This window comes from Sphingomonas sp., assembly GCF_019635515.1.
Lineage (GTDB): Bacteria > Pseudomonadota > Alphaproteobacteria > Sphingomonadales > Sphingomonadaceae > Sphingomonas.
Genome location: NZ_JAHBZI010000001.1, coordinates 2162597 through 2180369, shown reverse-complemented (window position 1 = coordinate 2180369; position 17773 = coordinate 2162597). Strand labels below are relative to the sequence as shown.

Annotated in this window: 18 protein-coding genes and 2 tRNA genes; 12 read left to right on the top strand and 8 right to left on the bottom strand. The window is 64.5% G+C overall.

Annotation, left to right across the window (positions count from 1 at the left end; genetic code table 11):
• Window positions 1-84: 84 nt before the first annotated feature.
• The 3 genes from KF730_RS11045 to KF730_RS11035 are packed head-to-tail and all read left to right on the top strand — an operon-like array spanning window position 85 to window position 1895.
• Window positions 85-408 (top strand): metalloregulator ArsR/SmtB family transcription factor, encoded by a 324-nt coding sequence (locus tag KF730_RS11045; RefSeq protein WP_294094973.1) that lies wholly within the window; start codon window positions 85-87, stop codon window positions 406-408.
• The gene (locus KF730_RS11040; RefSeq protein WP_294094969.1) at window positions 405-1016 is read left to right on the top strand and encodes a peptidylprolyl isomerase; all 612 of its coding nucleotides are present in this window, start codon (window positions 405-407) and stop codon (window positions 1014-1016) included. Before KF730_RS11045 ends, KF730_RS11040 begins: the two co-directional genes overlap by 4 nt.
• A gap of 54 nt (window positions 1017-1070) precedes the next feature.
• On the top strand, window positions 1071-1895 hold the full coding sequence (locus KF730_RS11035; protein WP_294094966.1) for a hypothetical protein: 825 nt from the start codon (window positions 1071-1073) through the stop codon (window positions 1893-1895).
• A gap of 6 nt (window positions 1896-1901) precedes the next feature.
• Here KF730_RS11035 and KF730_RS11030 read toward each other — a convergent pair whose 3' ends face one another.
• From KF730_RS11030 to KF730_RS11020, 3 genes are read right to left on the bottom strand one after another with little or no spacing between them, the layout of a single operon-like run.
• The gene (locus KF730_RS11030; protein WP_294094964.1) at window positions 1902-2621 is read right to left on the bottom strand and encodes a Crp/Fnr family transcriptional regulator; all 720 of its coding nucleotides are present in this window, start codon (window positions 2619-2621) and stop codon (window positions 1902-1904) included.
• A gap of 16 nt (window positions 2622-2637) precedes the next feature.
• Entirely contained in the window at window positions 2638-2811 is a 174-nt protein-coding gene (locus KF730_RS11025) for a hypothetical protein (RefSeq protein WP_294094960.1), read from the bottom strand.
• 10 nt (window positions 2812-2821) lie between these two features.
• Window positions 2822-3001 (bottom strand): hypothetical protein, encoded by a 180-nt coding sequence (locus tag KF730_RS11020; RefSeq protein WP_294094957.1) that lies wholly within the window; start codon window positions 2999-3001, stop codon window positions 2822-2824.
• Between the two features lie 109 nt (window positions 3002-3110).
• Between KF730_RS11020 and KF730_RS11015 the strand changes: the two genes are divergently transcribed.
• The 3 genes from KF730_RS11015 (at window position 3111) to KF730_RS11005 (ending at window position 5943) form a co-directional block, all read left to right on the top strand.
• A tRNA-Leu gene (locus KF730_RS11015) sits at window positions 3111-3195 on the top strand.
• Window positions 3196-3259: 64 nt separating this feature from the next.
• Window positions 3260-4882, top strand: coding sequence for a trigger factor (tig, locus tag KF730_RS11010; RefSeq protein ID WP_294094954.1), 1623 nt, complete (start codon window positions 3260-3262; stop codon window positions 4880-4882).
• 131 nt (window positions 4883-5013) lie between these two features.
• The gene (locus KF730_RS11005; RefSeq protein WP_294094951.1) at window positions 5014-5943 is read left to right on the top strand and encodes a glycosyltransferase family 2 protein; all 930 of its coding nucleotides are present in this window, start codon (window positions 5014-5016) and stop codon (window positions 5941-5943) included.
• Here the strand turns inward: KF730_RS11005 and KF730_RS11000 are convergent.
• Window positions 5940-6944 (bottom strand): aldehyde reductase, encoded by a 1005-nt coding sequence (locus KF730_RS11000; RefSeq protein WP_294094947.1) that lies wholly within the window; start codon window positions 6942-6944, stop codon window positions 5940-5942. The two genes, KF730_RS11005 and KF730_RS11000, sit on opposite strands and share 4 nt — an antisense overlap.
• Before the next feature lie 162 nt (window positions 6945-7106).
• Between KF730_RS11000 and KF730_RS10995 the strand changes: the two genes are divergently transcribed.
• The 3 genes from KF730_RS10995 (at window position 7107) to KF730_RS10985 (ending at window position 9880) form a co-directional block, all read left to right on the top strand.
• Window positions 7107-7745, top strand: a complete 639-nt coding sequence (locus tag KF730_RS10995) for an ATP-dependent Clp protease proteolytic subunit (protein WP_294094942.1) — start codon at window positions 7107-7109, stop codon at window positions 7743-7745.
• Window positions 7746-7845: 100 nt separating this feature from the next.
• A complete protein-coding gene (gene clpX, locus KF730_RS10990; protein WP_294094939.1) occupies window positions 7846-9102 on the top strand; it encodes an ATP-dependent Clp protease ATP-binding subunit ClpX in 1257 nt (418 codons plus the stop codon).
• Window positions 9103-9220: 118 nt separating this feature from the next.
• The gene (locus KF730_RS10985) at window positions 9221-9880 is read left to right on the top strand and encodes a hypothetical protein (RefSeq protein ID WP_294094936.1); all 660 of its coding nucleotides are present in this window, start codon (window positions 9221-9223) and stop codon (window positions 9878-9880) included.
• Here the strand turns inward: KF730_RS10985 and KF730_RS10980 are convergent.
• The 3 genes from KF730_RS10980 to KF730_RS10970 all read right to left on the bottom strand — a co-directional run bounded on the left by KF730_RS10980 (window position 9864) and on the right by KF730_RS10970 (window position 13712).
• Entirely contained in the window at window positions 9864-11297 is a 1434-nt protein-coding gene (locus KF730_RS10980; RefSeq protein WP_294094933.1) for an NCS1 family nucleobase:cation symporter-1, read from the bottom strand. The two genes, KF730_RS10985 and KF730_RS10980, sit on opposite strands and share 17 nt — an antisense overlap.
• Before the next feature lie 166 nt (window positions 11298-11463).
• Window positions 11464-12066, bottom strand: coding sequence for an isoprenylcysteine carboxylmethyltransferase family protein (locus tag KF730_RS10975; RefSeq protein ID WP_294094929.1), 603 nt, complete (start codon window positions 12064-12066; stop codon window positions 11464-11466).
• Window positions 12066-13712 carry a M1 family metallopeptidase gene (locus KF730_RS10970; protein WP_294095908.1) on the bottom strand — a complete coding sequence of 549 codons (1647 nt, stop codon included), beginning with the start codon at window positions 13710-13712 and terminating at the stop codon, window positions 12066-12068. The genes KF730_RS10975 and KF730_RS10970 overlap by 1 nt, the downstream gene beginning before the upstream one ends.
• A gap of 151 nt (window positions 13713-13863) precedes the next feature.
• On the opposite strand from KF730_RS10970, the gene lon reads away from it, so the two are divergent.
• From lon to KF730_RS10955, 3 genes are all read left to right on the top strand, one after another.
• Window positions 13864-16320 carry an endopeptidase La gene (gene lon, locus KF730_RS10965; protein ID WP_294094926.1) on the top strand — a complete coding sequence of 819 codons (2457 nt, stop codon included), beginning with the start codon at window positions 13864-13866 and terminating at the stop codon, window positions 16318-16320.
• Between the two features lie 245 nt (window positions 16321-16565).
• Window positions 16566-16838 carry an HU family DNA-binding protein gene (locus KF730_RS10960; protein ID WP_294094924.1) on the top strand — a complete coding sequence of 91 codons (273 nt, stop codon included), beginning with the start codon at window positions 16566-16568 and terminating at the stop codon, window positions 16836-16838.
• A gap of 185 nt (window positions 16839-17023) precedes the next feature.
• Window positions 17024-17098 (top strand) — tRNA-Val (locus KF730_RS10955).
• A gap of 95 nt (window positions 17099-17193) precedes the next feature.
• On the opposite strand, the gene KF730_RS10950 is transcribed toward KF730_RS10955, so the two are convergent.
• The gene (locus KF730_RS10950; RefSeq protein ID WP_294094922.1) at window positions 17194-17751 is read right to left on the bottom strand and encodes an alpha/beta hydrolase; all 558 of its coding nucleotides are present in this window, start codon (window positions 17749-17751) and stop codon (window positions 17194-17196) included.
• Between the last annotated feature and the right edge of the window lie 22 nt (window positions 17752-17773).

The following is a 17773-nucleotide window of genomic DNA, read 5'->3' as shown; positions in this document are numbered from 1 at the left end:
CCGCGACTCGCAGGTAATTAAGCAATTACCTAAATACTGTCTTTGGGCTGGAAGGCAATGAAGTAATCGCTTAAATGCTTTCCCATGCAGCGCGTTTTCGAAGCCCTATCCTCCACCACCCGTCGCAAGATCCTTGCCTATCTCAGCCATGCGGAGCTGACGGCAGGGGAGATCGCGGCGCGTTTCTCGATCTCCAAGCCGGCCGTATCGCAGCATCTTTCGGTGCTGGAGAATGCCGGGCTGGTGACGAGCGAGAAGCGCGGGCAATATGTGCACTACAAGCTGGTGACCGAGCATCTGGCGAACTCGCTCAACGGTTATTTGCAGGAAGTCTGTCCGGTGTCGCGTCCGCTCAAGGCGGAGAGCGCGAAGCTGGCGGCGGGGAAGGAAGCGGAGGACAAGGAATGATCCGTGCGTTGTTGATCGCGTTGCTCGCTCTGTTCGCGGCACCCGTTGCCGCGCAGACCACCGCGCCGCCAGCCGCCAATCCGCGCGTCGCGTTCGAGACCGAGGCCGGGCGCTTCGTGGTCGAGGTCTATGCCGACAAGGCGCCTGTCACCGCCGCCAATTTCCTGCGCTATGTCGATGCGAAGCGGCTCGACGGCATCACCTTCTACCGCGTCGTTAAGGTGCAGGACCATTTCGGCTTCGTGCAACTGGGGCTGCAGAACGATCCCAAGCGCGTGTTTCCGCCGATCAGGCACGAGCCGACGACGCAGACCGGGATCAAGCACCTCGACGGAACGCTTTCGATGCCGCGCCTCAAGCCCGGCAGCGCGCAGGGCGAGTTTACAATCAGCCTTGGGGACCAGCCTTCATTCGATGCAAACCCCGAGAACCCCGGCGACAATCTCGGCTTCGCCGCCTTCGCGCGCGTGGTCGACGGGCTGGATGTGGTCCTCAAGGTCTTCGACGCGCCCAATTCGCCGACCGCGACGCTGCGCGGCGGGAGCTTCAAGGGCGAGGTGCCTGCCAAGCCGGTCAAGGTGCTGACGGTGCGACGGATTACCGCATAAATCGGACCTAATCCCGCCTTGTCGCGGAGCAGCGACTAGCTAGGCTTCTGCAGCATGCGGGGGCGAATGGTGACGGGCATCGGATATTCGCTGGCGGCGACGCCGCTGCTTTTCGTCGGCGCGGCTGTCGCCCAGGAGGCCTTCGGCAACCATAGCATCATCGCCCTGGCGCGGGCGGGCGTTGGCAATGAGGTAATGCTCGCCAAGATCGACAGCCTGCCATGCGCGTATGACGTTTCGACGGCTGCGATTGTCGCGCTCAAGGAAGCCGGCATTTCCGACCGCGTCATCGCGGCCATGGTATCGCGATGCACCGGCGCAGCGAGCGCGCAGGGGGCCGTGGCGGCGACGTCCAGCCCGGCGATCCGGCGGACGCCCGGTCTGTATCTCGATCTGGGCAACGATGCGGCGCATCGCCTGGCTTTACTGCGCCCGATCAATGCCAGTGGCGGGCGCGCGACCGGGAATGGCAGTCTCCTGTTTCCATATCGCCTCAAACTGGCGATTCCGCGCGCCTCGGCGCAGACCGCGGCGGCGTCGCACCTCCCCAGCTTCTATTTCTACTTCGAGACCGACGATCCAAAAGTTGGCGATTTCGGAACGGCTTCGACCGTGACGGCGCAATCTCCCTCAGAATTCAACCTCGTCCGCTTTGAGGAGAGGGGTGGTCAGCGCGAGATGGTCGTGGGCAAGCGGAAGGTGTTTGGTGCCACTGTCGGGATCGATCCCAAGGACGCGCTCCAGTTTTCGATCAAGGAGATCGGGGACGGCATCTTTGCGGTCACGCCACTCGCGCCGCTGCCGCCGGGCCAATATGGCTTCGTGCTCCGCGCCGAAAAGGACATTTATCGCGTCTATGATTTCTTCGTGTCGGACTGACCGGAGCTACAGCTCCGACGGGTTGAGATACAGATAGTCCGAATCGAATTCGGCGGCGCGCTTGAGGTCATCGAAATTGTTGATCGTAACGCGGCCGCTGCGGAATTCGACCAGCCCGGCCTCGCGCAAGTCGCGAAGCACCCGGTTCACATGGACCGAGGTCAGGCCCAGGCACTCAGCCAGCTCGGTCTGGGTGATCGGCAGCGCGTAATCGAAGGGACCAGCGCGCCCGACCAGCCCGAGCCGGACATATAGCTCGCACAGCAGATGCGCGGTCCGCTCCAGCGCGTTGCGGCGGCCGAGCGAGACCTCCCATTCGCGGTGGATGCAGGCGTCGAGGTTGGTCGAGAACCAGAAGATGCGGGCGAGGCGGGGAAATTGCTCGCAGACCTGTTGAATGCGCTCGTGCGGCGATATCGCGATGGTGCATGGTGTCAGCGTCATGACGTTATGATCGAGATATTTGAGCGTGAAGCTGTGCAGATCGGCGAAATCGCCGGGTACGTGGAGTGCGGTGATCTGGCGCTGGCCATCGCTCAGATCCTTGTAGCGGCACATCAGCCCGTCGGTGAGCAGCGTCGAACAGGTGAGCATTTGCCCGGCGCGGATCAGGACCCGATCGGCGGGATATTGGGTGATTTCGGAAACCGAATCGACGATCGCCGCCTCCTCCAGCGCGCTGATGCGGTGGCGGGCGCGCAGCTTGCGCAAATAGACGTCGATCATCTCGGGGCTCACGGTGCTATTGCTGGTCCCGGCCCTGATTCTTGTCCTCGCCGGCGGTGCCGCCGATGCCGTCCTTCACGCCGGTGGGTTTCAGCGCCGAGGTGTCGCCACCGCCATTGGCTTCGTCGGCGCGCGACTGCACGGCCCGTTCGAGATCGGAGCGGGTATCGGTGTGATCGGTATCGGACATGATTTCCTCCTCAGGCAGTGGGCTGCATCGGGGTTGCCGGGGGATCGCCGCCGGGGTTGGGCGCCGGTACGTCGATGTCTGGGGCCGGTGGGGCATATTCGGGCGGTGGCGTCTCCGGCTGTCCCGGCTGCGGCGCGGCGGGGGTTTCGTCGGGAGGGGTAGTCGGCTTGATCGGCGGTTCTACTGGCATCGAAGGCACTCCTTTTGCTCCTCTCAACGCCGCGCCGACGCGCAAGTTGCTTGTGCCCTTGCCCCCGCTCGCCTGATTGCTATAGAGCCGCCCGACCGGCGGTGCCCCTGCGGGCGTGGCGGAACTGGTAGACGCGCCAGATTTAGGTTCTGGTATCGAAAGGTGTGGGGGTTCGAGTCCCTTCGCCCGCACCAGCACCGCCGCTCTCTGATCAGCGTTTCGGCGCCGCGATCTCATTCTTTTTGGAAGTTCGAACTGATGCAGACTGTCGAGACGTTGAACGAGGGCCTCAAGCGCGCCTTCACGCTGAAGATCACTGCCAAGGATATCGATTCGAAGGTCGATGCCGAAGTGAAGCGCGTCGCTCCGACGATCCGCATGCCCGGTTTCCGTCCCGGCAAGGTGCCGGCCAACCTGATCCGCAAGATGCACGGCGAATCGCTGGCGCAGGAAGCGCTCAACAGCTCGATCCAGGAAGGCGTGCAGCAGCTGATCGCCGACAAGAAGCTGCGTCCGGCGATGCAGCCGTCGGTGAGCCTGGAAGGCGAATATGCCGCCGGTGGCGACGCCGAAGTCAAGGTCGAGCTCGAAGTGCTTCCCGATGTGCCGACGCCGTCGATCGAGGGGCTCAAGCTCGAGCGCCTGACGGTGCCGGCCGATGACGCCGCGGTGACCGCGCAGCTCGAGCAGCTCGCCGGCCAGCAGAAGTCGTGGAGCGATGCCGGCCCCAAGCACAAGGCCGCGACCGGCGACCAGGTTACGATGGATTTCGTCGGCAAGACCGCTGACGGCGTCGCGTTCGACGGCGGCACCGGCACCGACATGGCCGTCGAGATCGGCTCGGGCCGCCTGATCCCCGGTTTCGAGGATCAGCTCGTCGGCGTGAAGGCCGGCGACGAGAAGCAGATTTCGGTGACCTTCCCCGAGGATTATGGCTCGAAGGATCTCGCCGGCAAGCCCGCGACCTTCGATCTCAAGATCACCGCGGTGAAGACCGCCGGCGAAGCCAAGATCGACGATGACTTCGCCAAGCAGCTTGGCCTGCAGAGCCTCGAGCAGCTCACCGGTCTCCTCAAGGGCCAGATCGAGCAGCAGCTCAATGGCCTGACCCGCACGCATATGAAGCGCAAGCTGCTCGATCAGCTCGCCGCGGGCCATGATTTCCCGGTGCCGCCGTCGATGGTCGATGCCGAGTTCCAGCAGATCTGGCACCAGCTCCAGCACGAAGCGGAGCATGAGGAAGATGTCGCCGCCGCCAAGGCCGAGCTCGAGACCGAGCGCGACGAATATGTCGCCATCGCCGAGCGCCGCGTCCGTCTGGGTCTGCTGCTGTCCGAGATCGGCAACGCCAATGGCGTCGAGGTCAACGCCAACGAGATGAACCAGCTGATCGCGCAGGCCGCGCAGCAATATCCGGCCGACCAGCGCCAGCGCTTCTTCGAATATGTCCGCAACGAGCCGATGGCGGCCGCCCAGCTGCGCGCGCCCTTGTTCGAGGACAAGGTCGTCGACTTCCTGTTCGACAAGGCCGAGATCACCGACCGCGAAGTGACCCGCGAGGCGCTGGAAGCCGCGATCGAGAGCGAAGACGGTTTCGACACCGGCACGCATCACCACGATCACGACAACCACAAGCCCAAGGGCAAGAAGGCGGCCGCCAAGCCCAAGGCCGAGAAGGCCAAGGCGGAAGAGCCGGCCAAAAAGGACGCGACCAAGGCCGCGCCGTCCAAGGCTGACAAGCCGGCCAAGGCGCCGAAGGAAGAGGCCGTCGTCGCCGAGCCGGTGAAGAAGGCCGCGACCAAGAAGGCCGCCGAGCCGAAGGTGGAAAAGGCTGCCGACGAAAAGCCGGCCGCGAAGAAGGCGCCGGCGAAGAAGAAGTAAGCCAACCCGTCGCCTCGGCCTTGTGCCGGGGTCCACGGTGCCGCTAGCTATGCGGCAAGAGGCTCTAGCGTCTCACCTGGCCTCCCGGTGGACCCCGGCACAAGGCCGGGGTGACGATTTGGGGGTATGGGGTGACCGAACCGCGCATCGCAGTGCTGCTGCCCTGCTATAACGAGGAAGCGGCGATCGCGCAGACGGTCGCCGGTTTCCGCGCGGCGCTGCCAACCGCGACAATCTACGTCTACGACAATAACAGCCGCGATCGCACCATCGAGGTGGCGCGGGCCGCCGGCGCCGTGGTCCGCAGCGAGCGGATGCAGGGCAAGGGCAATGTCGTCCGGCGGATGTTCGCCGATATCGACGCCGATATCTATGTGATGGCCGATGGCGATGCGACCTACGATCCTGATTCCGCGGCGGCGATGGTCGCTCGGGCGCAGGAGGAAGGCCTCGACATGATCGTCGGCACCCGCGTCCACGAAGCAGCGGAGGCCTATCGGCGCGGGCACGTCCTCGGCAATCGGATGATGACCGGGCTGCTGGCGCGGCTGTTCGGGCGCAGCTTCACCGATATCTTCTCGGGCTACCGGGTGTTTTCGCGCCGCTTCGTGAAGAGCTTTCCGGTGCTGTCGTCGGGCTTCGAGATCGAGACCGAGATCAGCGTCCATGCACTGGAGCTCAAGATGCCGGTCGGCGAGGTGGAAACGCGCTATTTCGCCCGGCCCGATGGTTCGGTCTCCAAGCTCAGCACCTATTCGGACGGCTTCCGCATCGCCCGGACGATCCTGACGCTCTACCGGATCGAGCGGCCGATGCTGTTTTTCGGGCTGATCGCGGCGGCGTTCGCGTTGGCGGCGATCGGGCTCAGTGTGCCGCTTGTGCTGACGTTTCTTGACACCCACACCGTGCCACGCTTCCCGACCGCGATCCTTTCGACCGGGCTGATGATCCTCGCCTTCCTCAACCTGTTTACCGGGCTGATCCTGGATACGGTTGTGCGCGGTCGGCGCGAAGTGCGCCGGCTGGCCTATCTGGGTGTGCCGGGGCCGCTGCGCGGCTAGACCAGCTTCAATTCCCGCAGCGACCTGGCGGTCGCGGCGATCGCTTCCTCGTTGCTCCGTGGCGTCCAGCCCAAAGCGCGCGCCTTGTCATTGCTCGCGCGGCCACGAATGCCCAGGCGGGGGACGGCCTCGCGCGCCATCGGGTTGATCAGCGCCAGCGCGCGGATCGCCCAGTCGGGCATCTGGCGCGGCACCTTGCTGCCGAAATGATCGTGGAGGATCAGCGCCATCTGGTGGAACGAGACCGGTTCGCCCGCCACCGCGAGGAAGCGCTCACCCGCTGCGGCCGGATCGGTCATCGCCTGGACCTGCAGGCTGGCGACGTCGCGGACGTCGATCACGCCCAGCCACAGATCGGGGGTGCCGGGCAACTTGCCCGTCATCATCCGCCGCACCAGCTCGACTGAGGTCGATAGATACTTGCCCAGCGCGGGCCCGAAGATGCCGACCGGATTGACCACCGCCAGTTCCATGCCGCCACCTTCGGTGGCGATGAAATTCCATGCGGCGCGTTCCGCCAATGTCTTGGACTTCATATAAGGCTGGACCGAGGGGCCGTTGACGTCCGTCCAGTCCTCCTCGGTGTAGGCGGTGGAGCGCTGGCCATGACCATAGCCGATCGCGGCGAAGGATGAGGTCAACACCACGCGTTTGACGCCGGCATCGCGCGCGGCGCGCAACACCCTGAGCGTGCCGTCCACCGCCGGACGGATCAGTTCCTGCTCATCCTTGGGCTGGCTGATCGGGAAGGGCGAGGCGACGTGCTGGACATAGTCGCAGTCGGCCGCCGCCTCGGCCCAGCCGGCGTCCCGCTCCAGATCGGCGGCGGCGAAGCCCAGCCGGTAGGTGTCGGCGCCGGCGCGTTCGAGCATCGCGCGGACTTCATTCTCACGCGACAGGCTGCGAACGGTGGTGCGGACGAGGTGGCCTGCGGCGAGGAGTTGGAGGATGACATGGCTTCCGACGAAGCCCGAACCGCCGGTGACGAGAACCTTGCTCATGCGTAACGATGTGCGCTTTCGTGCAGACTTCGACAAGAGTGCCCGTTAAGCCTGCCCTTTCACCGCGTTCACCCCTTGCGCGGCGCTAACCAAGCGCCGATGTAGTTGCCGGGCAAAACACAACCAAAGAGATTTCCCCTTATGCATCCGCTTGAAGGCAAGATGACCATTGACCCCATCACCGGCGGTCTCGTTCCGATCGTCATCGAACAATCGAGCCGCGGCGAGCGCAGCTTCGACATCTTCTCGCGGCTGCTCCGTGAGCGCATCATCTTCGTCACCGGCGGGGTCGAGGATGGCATGGCATCGCTGATCACCGCGCAGCTGCTCTTCCTCGAGTCCGAGAACCCGAAGAAGGATATCTGGATGTACATCAATTCGCCGGGTGGCGTGGTCACCGCGGGCATGGCGATCCACGACACCATGCAGTATATCCGCCCAAAGGTAGGCACGGTCTGTATCGGCCAGGCGGCGTCGATGGGCAGTTTTCTGCTCGCGGCCGGCGAGCCGGGGATGCGCGTGGCGCTGACCAATTCGCGGATCATGATCCACCAGCCCTCGGGCGGTGCGCAGGGTATGGCCTCGGACATCCAGATCCAGGCCAAGGAAATCCAGCGCATCAAGGACCGGATGAACGCGCTATATGTGAAGTATACCGGCAAGCCGCTCGAGGAAATCGAACGGGCGATGGACCGCGACACGTTCCTCGAAGCGGAAGAGGCCAAGGCGTTCGGGCTGGTCGACGAGGTGTTCGAAAAGCGGCCGACGCCGTCGGAAGACGGTTCGTCAGCCACTGCTTAACCAAGCTGGGCTATATCCGATTCCGGATTGCCCGAGATTTGCCCGCGTGTATCTTGGCGGGTGGCGTAACGTGCGCACGCAGCGCACGGGAGAGAATTGAATGACGAAGCTCAGCGGCGGCGATTCCAAGAGCACGCTTTATTGCTCGTTCTGCGGCAAGTCGCAGCACGAGGTGCGCAAGCTCATCGCCGGCCCGACCGTGTTCATCTGCGACGAGTGCGTCGAACTGTGCAACGACATCATTCGCGAGGAGACCAAGTCGGCGCTTGTCTCGAAGAAGGACGGCGGCGTGCCGACGCCGCAGGAGATCTGCGACGTTCTCGACGATTATGTGATCGGCCAGAAGCAGGCCAAGCGCGTGCTCTCGGTCGCGGTCCATAACCACTACAAGCGGCTCAACCACGGCGCCAAGGGTGCGGACGTCGAACTCGCCAAGTCGAACATCCTGCTCGTCGGCCCGACCGGCTGCGGCAAGACCTTGCTCGCCCAGACTCTGGCGCGCATCCTCGACGTGCCGTTCACGATGGCCGATGCGACGACGCTGACCGAGGCCGGTTATGTCGGCGAGGATGTCGAGAACATCATCCTCAAGCTGCTCCAGGCATCCGACTACAATGTCGAGCGGGCGCAGCGCGGGATCGTCTATATCGACGAGATCGACAAGATTTCGCGCAAGGCCGAGAATCCCTCGATCACCCGCGACGTATCAGGTGAGGGCGTCCAGCAGGCGCTGCTCAAGCTGATGGAAGGCACCACGGCCAGCGTTCCGCCGCAGGGCGGGCGCAAGCATCCGCAGCAGGAGTTCCTGCAGGTCGATACCACCAATATCCTGTTCATCTGCGGCGGTGCTTTCTCGGGCCTCGAGAAGATTATCGGCGACCGCCTACAGGGCAAGTCGATCGGCTTCGGCGCGCATGTCGCCGGGCCGGACGAGCGCCGCACCGGCGAACTGCTTCGTCAGACCGAGCCGGAGGATCTGCTCAAATTCGGCCTGATCCCCGAATTCGTCGGCCGTCTGCCGGTCATCGCGACGCTGGAAGATCTCGACGTCGAGGCGCTGATCAAGATTCTGACCGAGCCGAAGAACGCGCTGGTCAAGCAATATCAGAAGCTGTTCGACATGGAGACGGTAAAGCTCGGCTTCAACGACGACGCGCTAGTCGCGATCTCCAAGCGGGCGATCGAACGCAAGACCGGCGCGCGCGGGCTCCGCTCGATCCTTGAGGGCATCCTGCTCGACACGATGTTCGACCTGCCCAGCATGGACGGGGTCGATGAGGTCGTGGTCGACAAGGATGTGGTCGACGGGCGCAAGGAGCCGGTGCGCGTCTATGCCAAGAAGGAAAAGGCGGGCTGAGGCAGCCCGGTTCGAATCCTAATTCCGTCATCCCCGCGAAAGCGGGGATTCAGAATGGTTCTGCCGCATCGCTTGTGATCCTGGGTTCCCGCTTTCGCGGGAATGACGAGGGTGGGAAGTGACCACGCTCGACCCCCTTGGCGAGGCGCACGCAAGGCGGCGCAATGTCCGCTTCTGGCATGCCTTCATCTGGTTGCTGATCGGCGCGGTCGTCTACGCGGTCGCGCTGGCGCTTGCCCTGCTGCTCTATCCCGATGCCAAGGACGCGCTGGCGCCGGTGGTCGGCCCCAGCCTGTATCTGACGCCTTTGTTCGGGCTGCCCTATCTGCTGGTCAGCGCGCGGCAGCGCGGCTGGTTCAGGCGGGTGGGATATTTCACGCTGCTGCTGAGCTTCTCGCACATCGTCGCCAACGATCTCGCCTGGGGGTATGGCGTCGCCAATTTCCCGCTCGAGCCCAGTAGCAGCGACTATCTCGGCTTCCTCGCTACCGGAGCGGTCGGCGGATTTGCCGGCAGCGTATTGGCCTTCGTGCTGCTGATCTGGACCCGGCTCGCCCCGCTGACACCGGCGACGCGGGCGATCGCAATGCTCGGCGTCGCGGTGCTGACCGTTCTCGGCGCGCTGGGCATGGCCTATGGGTTGATAATGACCGACGCGATGACGTTGCCGCTCAAGCCCTCGCGCTTCGTCTTCTGGTTCCTCAGCGTGCATCTGCCGTGGCAGGCCGCGTTCGCGTTCTTCGCGGCATGGCTGATGCGGCTCAGGCAGCGGGCTTGAGCTTCATCAAAGCGGTATAGACGATCAGGGCGATGCCGAGCCCGACGAACCACGCCCAGGTGTAAATGCCCATCCAGAAGCCCCCCACGCTGACCAGCGATGGCGCGGCGGTGGCGAGGAAGCCGGGGAGGTTGGGAAGCACGCCCGCGGCGAAGGCGATCAGCGCGGCAGCGTTCCATGCGCCGAAACGGCCATCAGCGCGGTAGAGATCGGTGGTGTCGAGCTCGGTGCGGCGGATCAGCCAGTAATCTGCGATCAATATGCCGGCGATCGGGCCGAGCAACGCCGAATAGCCCGCGAGCCAGACGAAGATATAGCCGCCGGTGGAGGCAAGGAGCTTCCACGGCATGATCAGGATCGCGATCACCGCGGTGATCATGCCGCCGGTGCGGTAGCTGATCCTGCCCGGCTTCAGCGACGAGAAGTCATAAGCCGAGGAGACGAGGTTGGCGGCGATGTTGCACGAGACGGTGTCGATGCTGATCACCACCAGTCCGAGCAGCACCAGGGGCCCGGCGAAGCGGCCGGAGAGGGCGACCGGATCCCAGATCGCCTCGCCATAGATGACCACCGTCGCGCTGGTGGTGATGACGCTGGCGAGCGCGATCAGCCCCATCATCGGCGGCAGGCCGATGGTCTGGCCGATCGCCTGATCACGCTGGCTGCGGGCGAAGCGGGTGAAATCGGGGATGTTGAGCGCCAGCGTCGCCCAATAGCCGATCATCGCGGTGAGCGCGGGCCAGAAGACCAGCCAGAACTGACCTTCCTTCGCGCCGCCCGGCACGAAGGCCGAGGGCGCGGCGAAGATCGGACCGAGACCGCCCGCGGCGTCCACCGCCCACCAGACCAGCGCCACGCAGACGAGGATCTTGACCGGTGCTGTCCAGGTCTCGAGCCGGCGGATCGTCATCAGCCCCTTGCGGACGAAGAAGAGTTGGATCGCCCAGAACGCGAGGAAAGCGGCGAGCTGGCCGAGGCCGATATCCAGGACCGGAAGCGGCTGCCCGCGCAGGTCCGCGCCCGCAAGGATACCGAGCAGGGTAAGCAGGGCCTCGCCGCCGATCCAGGTCTGGATGCCGTACCAGCCGCAGGCGACCAGCGCGCGGGCGAGGGCGGGAATGCGCGCGCCGGTGGTGCCGAACGAGGCGCGGGCGAGCACCGCATAGGGAATGCCGTGCTTGGCGCCGGCATGGCCGATCAGCAGCATCGGCACGAGGACGATGGCGTTGCCAAGCAGCACGGTCATCGCCGCCTGGTCTGCCGACATGCCCTGTTCGATCAGCCCCGCCGCCAGCATCCATGCCGGCACCGCGACGATCATCCCGATCCACAGCGCCGCATAATGATACCAGGCCCAGCTTCGCTGATCGGGCCCGGTGGGCGCGAGATCGGGATTCCACAGCGTATCGTCATGCATGGCAAGGCCCCCCTTTGCCGGTTTGGTGGGAGACTATGCCGGGAATGCGCGACGGGGAAGTGCGCGAATGCCGGGCGGCATCCACGTGGATGCCGCCTGCACATGACGACAGGGCACTACCCTCGGCACCACTCCACGCGTCGCGCCATGAGCCGCCGTTTCCTTGTCAGATCACGCCCGGCACGAAGCGCTTCACCCGGGCCGCATAAGCGTCATAGGCCGCGCCGAACTGACCGCGCAGCATACGTTCCTCGATGCTGACGCGCATCCAGGTGCCGATCCAATAGAGCGGCACGCCCAGGATCAGTCCGCGCCAATGGCCGAACGCCACCGCCATCGCCAGCATGAAGGCGAACAGGCCAGTATAGATCGGATGGCGGATCGCCGCGAACGGGCCCCAGGTGACGAGCTGGTGGTCTTCGCGGGTGCGCGCGACGATGCTCCAGTTCTTGCCCATCGCGCGGCTGGCCGAGAAGAACAGCAGGATGGTGAACGCCATCAGCACAGCCACCACGCCGGCTTCGCTTATCGCGAGGGTACTGTGCGGATCGAGCGAAGCGACGATGGGGCCGAAGCCGACTGCGGCGAAGCCGATCATCTGAACGAACACGCCCAGCATCGAGCCGCGCGACTTCTTCTCAGCGACCGACGGCGCCTTTCCGCTGCGGCTGCGGGTGATCGCGAGGGCCATCAGGGAGATGATGAAGGCCGCGGCCATCGCGCCGAGCGCGAGCAGGCTGGTGGGTTCGGGGTGGACGAGCGCGAGCATCAGTTCCTCCGGAATTGATAGTTCTGATAGTCCTCGACCTGCTTGGAGCGCTTGAGGATGCGTGAAGCGGGATCGGCGATGACATGGGCGCCATCGGGCACCTGGATCGTCGCGGTGCCGCCGGGCATCTGGACCAGTTGGACCTTGCCGTCGATCGACACTTCGAGCGGCATCGGGAACGGCTTGTCGCCCGGCACCACCCAGCGCAGCGTCAGGCTATTGCCCTTTGCCGAGAGCGTCAGCGCCGGTAGCGCCGCCTGCTTCAGATAGACGTCGAAGAACCAGTTCATGTCCTTGCCGGTCACCTGATTGACGTAGCCGATATAGTCGCCGGTCGAGGCGAAGCGCGGCTGGAAATTGCCCGGCTTGGGATCGGTGCGGCCATAGACGAGCAGGCGGGTGGCATCGAAGAATTTGGCGTCGCCGATCAGGTTGCGCAGCGTGTGCAGCACCCATGCGCCCTTGACGTAAATGTCCTGGCCCGGGCCGCCCTTGCTCTCCTCATAGACCTCTTCCTCGGTCATGATCCGGCCCGAGACGATCGGCGCGAGATTCTGGATCTGCATCCGGAACTCGTCCATCATCGTCGCGTAGCGGGCCTCGCCCTCGCGCCAGCGGCCGTAGAGGGGCTGCATGTATTGGGCATAGCCTTCGTGCAGCCAGTAATCGTCCCAATTGCCGGCCGACATCTGGTTGCCGAACCATTCATGGCCGAGCTCGTGCTGGAAGATCTCGTCGAAGCCCGAGGGGGTCTTTTTGTAATTGTTGCCATAGGCGTTGATCGTCTGGTGCTCCATGCCGAGATGGGGCGTCTCGGCGACGGCGACCTTCTCGTCATACCAGGGATAGGGGCCGATCACTTCCTCGTAGAAATCCATCGTCGGGGCGAATTCGGCGAACAGCCCGGCGGCCTTTTTGGCGCGGCCGGGGATGTACCAATAGCCCATCGGAATCTTGTTGCCGAAGCGGCTCTGATAGATGCCTGTCAGCGTCTCATAAGGTGCCACCTGCAGCGCGATCGAATAGGGATTGGGACTGCGCGCCTTCCAGTGCCAGGTGGTGCGGCCATCGGCGAGCGTGTCCATGCCGACCAATGTGCCGGGGCCCGGCGCCTTGAGCCCAGCGGGGACGGTGATGTGAAGATCGACGGTATCGGGCTCGCCGCGCGGGAAATCGAGGCAGGGCCAGACGAGATCGCAGCCATAGCCTTCGGAAGTGGTGGCGATCCACGGCTTGCCGTCCGGGGTCTTGGCCCAGACGATGCCGTCGTCCCACGGCGCGCGGACCGCGACATGCGGCGTGCCGCCATAGGTGATCTGGACGATGGCGCGTTGGCCAGCGCGCAGCGGACGCGGAAGCTTGATGGTAAGGCGACCCTGGGGATTGCTCCACTCGGAGGGGCGGAGCGGACGGCCGTCGAGCGTGATGGCGCTGACGAGATAGTTTTTGTCGAGATCGATCAGCAGTTGGGAAAGCGGCGCGGCGGTACGCAGCGTCAGCGTAGCGGTGCCCTTGAGCTGATAGCTGGCCGGCAGCAGCTCGAAAGCGAGATCGGCATGTTCGAGGTGGAGCGCGGCCCGTTCGGGCGCGACCGGCCCGCCCGATTCCTGCGTGGTCGCGGTGATCGGTGGCTCGCCCGGCTTCATGCCCTGCGCGAAGGCGGGGGAGGCGACGGCGCTGCCCAGAAGCAGCGCGCCCACAGCTTTGATGGTTACTCCGCGCACGGGCGATTGATGGAAACGCTTTGCTCCCCATATAGTGGGCAAATAGGCCCGTTTGAGGCTTGCCGGAGTTTTCATGAAGCAATCCTATCCCGTACTGCCGCTTCGCGACATCGTCGTCTTTCCGCACATGATCGTGCCGCTGTTCGTCGGCCGCGACAAGTCCGTCGCCGCGCTCGAAGCGGCGATGGCTGACGACAAGGAGATTTTCCTTGTCTCGCAGCTCGATCCCGCCGAGGACGACCCCGGCCGCGAGGACCTGTACGACACCGGCGTCACCGCCGAAGTGCTGCAGCTGCTCAAGCTGCCCGACGGCACCGTGCGCGTGCTGGTCGGCGGCAAGGAGCGCGGGCAATTGGAGTCGCTCGATGAGAGCGGCGCGTTTCTGACCGCCTCGATCAGCCCGGTTGAGGAAGGGGATATGCGGCTCGAAGAGGCCGGCACCGAGCTTGGCGAGCGCGTGGAAAAGCTCACGCCCGACGATTTCAGCCCCGATCTGAAGGCGCTGATGCGCTCGGTGGTCGAGCAGTTCGAGAATTACGCCAAGCTCAACCGCAAGCTGCCCGCCGAGACCGCGGTGCAGTTGGCCGAGCTCGACGATCCGTCGCGCCTTGCCGATGCGGTCGCCGCGAATATCGCCGTCAAGGTGGCGGACAAGCAGGCGTTGCTGATCGAGAAGGATCCTCAGAAGCGTCTGGAGATGGTGTTCGCCTTCATGGAGGGCGAGCTGGGCGTGCTGCAGGTCGAGAAGAAGATTCGCTCGCGCGTCAAGCGCCAGATGGAGAAGACCCAGCGCGAATATTACCTCAACGAGCAGCTCAAGGCGATCCAGCGCGAGCTGGGCAATGAGGGCGAGGAAGGCGATGGCGACGAGATCGCCGAGCTGACGCAGAAGATCGCCACGCTCAAGCTGTCGAAGGAAGCGCGGACCAAGGCTACGGCTGAGCTAAAGAAGCTCAAGACCATGGCGCCGATGAGCGCCGAGGCCACCGTCGTGCGCAACTATCTCGACGTACTGCTCGGCCTGCCCTGGGGCAAGAAGAGCAAGATCAAGAAGGACATCGCCGCAGCGCAGGCGATCCTCGACGAGGATCATTACGCGCTGGAGAAGGTCAAGGACCGCATCGTCGAGTATCTCGCGGTGCAGGCGCGGACCAATAAATTGAAGGGTCCGATCCTGTGCCTCGTGGGCCCGCCGGGCGTCGGCAAGACCTCGCTTGGCAAGAGCATCGCCAAGGCGACGGGGCGCGAATTCATCCGCCAGTCACTGGGCGGCGTCCGCGACGAGGCCGAGATCCGCGGCCATCGCCGCACCTATATCGGCTCGCTGCCGGGCAAGATCGTCTCGAACCTGAAAAAGGCGGGCGCGAGCAATCCACTGTTCCTGCTCGACGAGATCGACAAGCTCGGTCAGGATTTCCGTGGCGATCCGGCATCTGCGCTGCTGGAAGTGCTAGACCCCGAGCAGAACAACAAGTTCAACGATCATTATCTGGAGATCGACATTGATCTCTCGGACGTGATGTTCGTGACCACGGCCAACTCGCTCAACCTGCCGCAGCCGTTGCTCGACCGCATGGAGATCATCCGGCTCGAGGGCTATACCGAGGACGAGAAGGTCGAGATCGCCGAACGGCACCTGATCGACAAGCAGATCGAGGCGCATGGGCTGAAGGCGGGCGAGTTTACGCTCACCACCGAGGGCCTGCGCAAGCTGATCCAGCAATATACCCGCGAGGCCGGGGTCCGCACGCTCGAGCGCGAGATCGCCAAGCTCGCCCGCAAGGCGCTACGCCAGATCCTCGAGAAGAAGGCCGAGAGGGTCGTCATCACGCCCGAGAACCTCCACGAGTTCGCCGGCGTGCAGAAATATCGTCACGGGCTTTCGGAGGAAGAGGATCAGATTGGTGCGGTCACCGGGCTGGCCTGGACCGAGGTCGGCGGCGAATTGCTGACGATCGAGAGCGTGACCGTGCAGGGCAAGGGCGTGATCAAGACCACCGGCAAATTGGGCGACGTGATGAAGGAGAGCGTGGAAACCGCGTTCAGCTTCGTCCGGGCCCGCGCGCCGAGCTATGGCATCAAGCCGAGCCTGTTCCAGCGCAAGGATGTGCACGTCCATCTGCCCGAAGGCGCGGTGCCCAAGGACGGGCCGTCGGCGGGTATCGGACTGGTGACCGCGATCGTCTCGACGATGACCGGCATCCCGGTGCGCCGCGACATCGCCATGACCGGCGAGGTGACGCTGCGCGGCCGGGTGCTGCCGATCGGCGGCCTGAAGGAAAAGCTGCTCGCGGCGCTACGCGGCGGCATCAAGACGGTGCTGATCCCCGACGAGAATGAGAAGGACCTGGCGGAAATCCCCGCGAACATTCGCGAAGGGCTGGAGATCATCCCCGTCAAACATGTCGACGAAGTGCTCAAGCGGGCGCTGACCAAGGGGCTGACCGCGATCGACTGGACCGATGCCGACGAACTCGCGGTGCTGCCGCCTGCGGGGATCCCGCCGGCGGGCGATGCGGTGCACCACTGATGCTCGCCTGCTCCCTCGCGTAGGAACACGACCACGCACTGTCACCCCGGCACAGGCCCCCCGGGGTGACAAGGGATTTGATCGGCGCAGCTGCAGTCCTTCATCCTTCGGGAACCTTGATTTTACTCGGGTTTAAGCCGGAAAGCCTTTGACAGCGGTGGCGGTCGCGTGCTGACTGAGGTTCCGCGCGTGTCGCGACTCAATTCAATTGCTGAGACATGCAGTCAAAGGGGAAGCTCCGAACCATGAACAAGCAGGAACTGATCAGCCAGGTTGCCGATACGTCGGGCCTGGCGAAGGGCGATGCGAGCAAGGCCGTGGAAGCCGTGTTCGACGCGATTTCGGCCAGCCTGAAGAAGGGCGACGAAGTGCGCCTGGTGGGCTTCGGCACCTTCTCGGTCAGCAAGCGCAAGGCCTCGACCGGCCGCAATCCGCGCACCGGCGAGGAAATGACGATCAAGGCTTCGAACCAGCCCAAGTTCAAGGCCGGCAAGGGCCTCAAGGACTCGGTCAACTGATTCTATGGTTCCCTCTCCCCTGAGGGGAGAGGGCGGGGCTCGCCACAAACCCTCCCCGATCAGGAGGGAGGGTCTTTGATCTGCAAATTCGTTCAATCTCAAATGATCTTAAGTTCCGGCGTGCCTCTGGACAGCGCAACCCGCTGAGGCTAGAGGCCCGCTTCCGAATTCGCCGACAGGCGTTCGGGCGCGTAGCTCAGCGGTAGAGCACACCCTTCACACGGGTGGGGTCACAGGTTCAATCCCTGTCGCGCCCACCATTTCAAGCCCGTTGGTCGAGAGACCGGCGGGCTTTTTTGGTTTTTGAACCAGGGCTCTCAGGCCTTCGCCGCGAAGCGGTTGGCGATGGCTATCCTTAAACGACGATATCGAACGCTGGCGCCACGCGCATCTCGCGCTCCACGACGCGGGCGGTGAGGCGCATCACCGCCGCCTGAGCCTGTTGCCATGCGCTGTCGCCCTCCGTGCGCCAGCCGTCTTCGAGCAACCCGCTACCCCAGCTTTCCGCCAGTGCCAGCGTGCGGCGGGTGGCATGGCGTTCAACCACCGCCGAAGGGAAGGGCAACGGCGTGCGCGGCGAGGCGAACAGCTCGGCTTCGGCGCCGCGGGGCACGAACAGCAGGGCGCCCGCGACCTTCGCCACATAATCGGCGGGTGACAGCCGCGCCCACCAGGCGGCAGCTGAGCAGCTTTCACCGCTCGCGATCAGCAGCACCGGCTTGCTGGCGCGGCGCACCACCTCGTCGAGCCGCGCCGCCCACAGATTGCGCCGCTGCGTCGTACCGGTGGTGAAATCGACATGGGTGTCTCCATAGCGCGGCCAGTTGAGCAGCGCTTTCCATGGTGGGCGGGTGCCCGAGCCGGTCGTGACAATGGCGAAGGGGTTGGGAGCAGATAGGGCCAATGACGTCATCGCATGTCTCCATTCCCGCCAG

Bases quoted from the DNA above. Each gene is read 5' to 3' on its own strand.
- KF730_RS11045 (WP_294094973.1), top strand. From the start codon at position 85: ATGCAGCGCGTTTTCGAAGCCCTATCCTCCACCACCCGTCGCAAGATC.
- KF730_RS10995 (WP_294094942.1), top strand. From the start codon at position 7,107: ATGACCATTGACCCCATCACCGGCGGTCTCGTTCCGATCGTCATCGAA.
- KF730_RS11000 (WP_294094947.1), bottom strand. From the start codon at position 6,944: ATGAGCAAGGTTCTCGTCACCGGCGGTTCGGGCTTCGTCGGAAGCCAT.
- clpX (WP_294094939.1), top strand. From the start codon at position 7,846: ATGACGAAGCTCAGCGGCGGCGATTCCAAGAGCACGCTTTATTGCTCG.
- lon (WP_294094926.1), top strand. From the start codon at position 13,864: ATGAAGCAATCCTATCCCGTACTGCCGCTTCGCGACATCGTCGTCTTT.
- KF730_RS10980 (WP_294094933.1), bottom strand. From the start codon at position 11,297: ATGCATGACGATACGCTGTGGAATCCCGATCTCGCGCCCACCGGGCCC.
- KF730_RS10950 (WP_294094922.1), bottom strand. From the start codon at position 17,751: ATGACGTCATTGGCCCTATCTGCTCCCAACCCCTTCGCCATTGTCACG.
- tig (WP_294094954.1), top strand. From the start codon at position 3,260: ATGCAGACTGTCGAGACGTTGAACGAGGGCCTCAAGCGCGCCTTCACG.
- KF730_RS11020 (WP_294094957.1), bottom strand. From the start codon at position 3,001: ATGCCAGTAGAACCGCCGATCAAGCCGACTACCCCTCCCGACGAAACC.
- KF730_RS11040 (WP_294094969.1), top strand. From the start codon at position 405: ATGATCCGTGCGTTGTTGATCGCGTTGCTCGCTCTGTTCGCGGCACCC.
- KF730_RS10975 (WP_294094929.1), bottom strand. From the start codon at position 12,066: ATGCTCGCGCTCGTCCACCCCGAACCCACCAGCCTGCTCGCGCTCGGC.
- KF730_RS10970 (WP_294095908.1), bottom strand. From the start codon at position 13,712: ATGAAGCCGGGCGAGCCACCGATCACCGCGACCACGCAGGAATCGGGC.
- KF730_RS10960 (WP_294094924.1), top strand. From the start codon at position 16,566: ATGAACAAGCAGGAACTGATCAGCCAGGTTGCCGATACGTCGGGCCTG.
- KF730_RS11035 (WP_294094966.1), top strand. From the start codon at position 1,071: ATGCGGGGGCGAATGGTGACGGGCATCGGATATTCGCTGGCGGCGACG.
- KF730_RS11030 (WP_294094964.1), bottom strand. From the start codon at position 2,621: ATGATCGACGTCTATTTGCGCAAGCTGCGCGCCCGCCACCGCATCAGC.
- KF730_RS11025 (WP_294094960.1), bottom strand. From the start codon at position 2,811: ATGTCCGATACCGATCACACCGATACCCGCTCCGATCTCGAACGGGCC.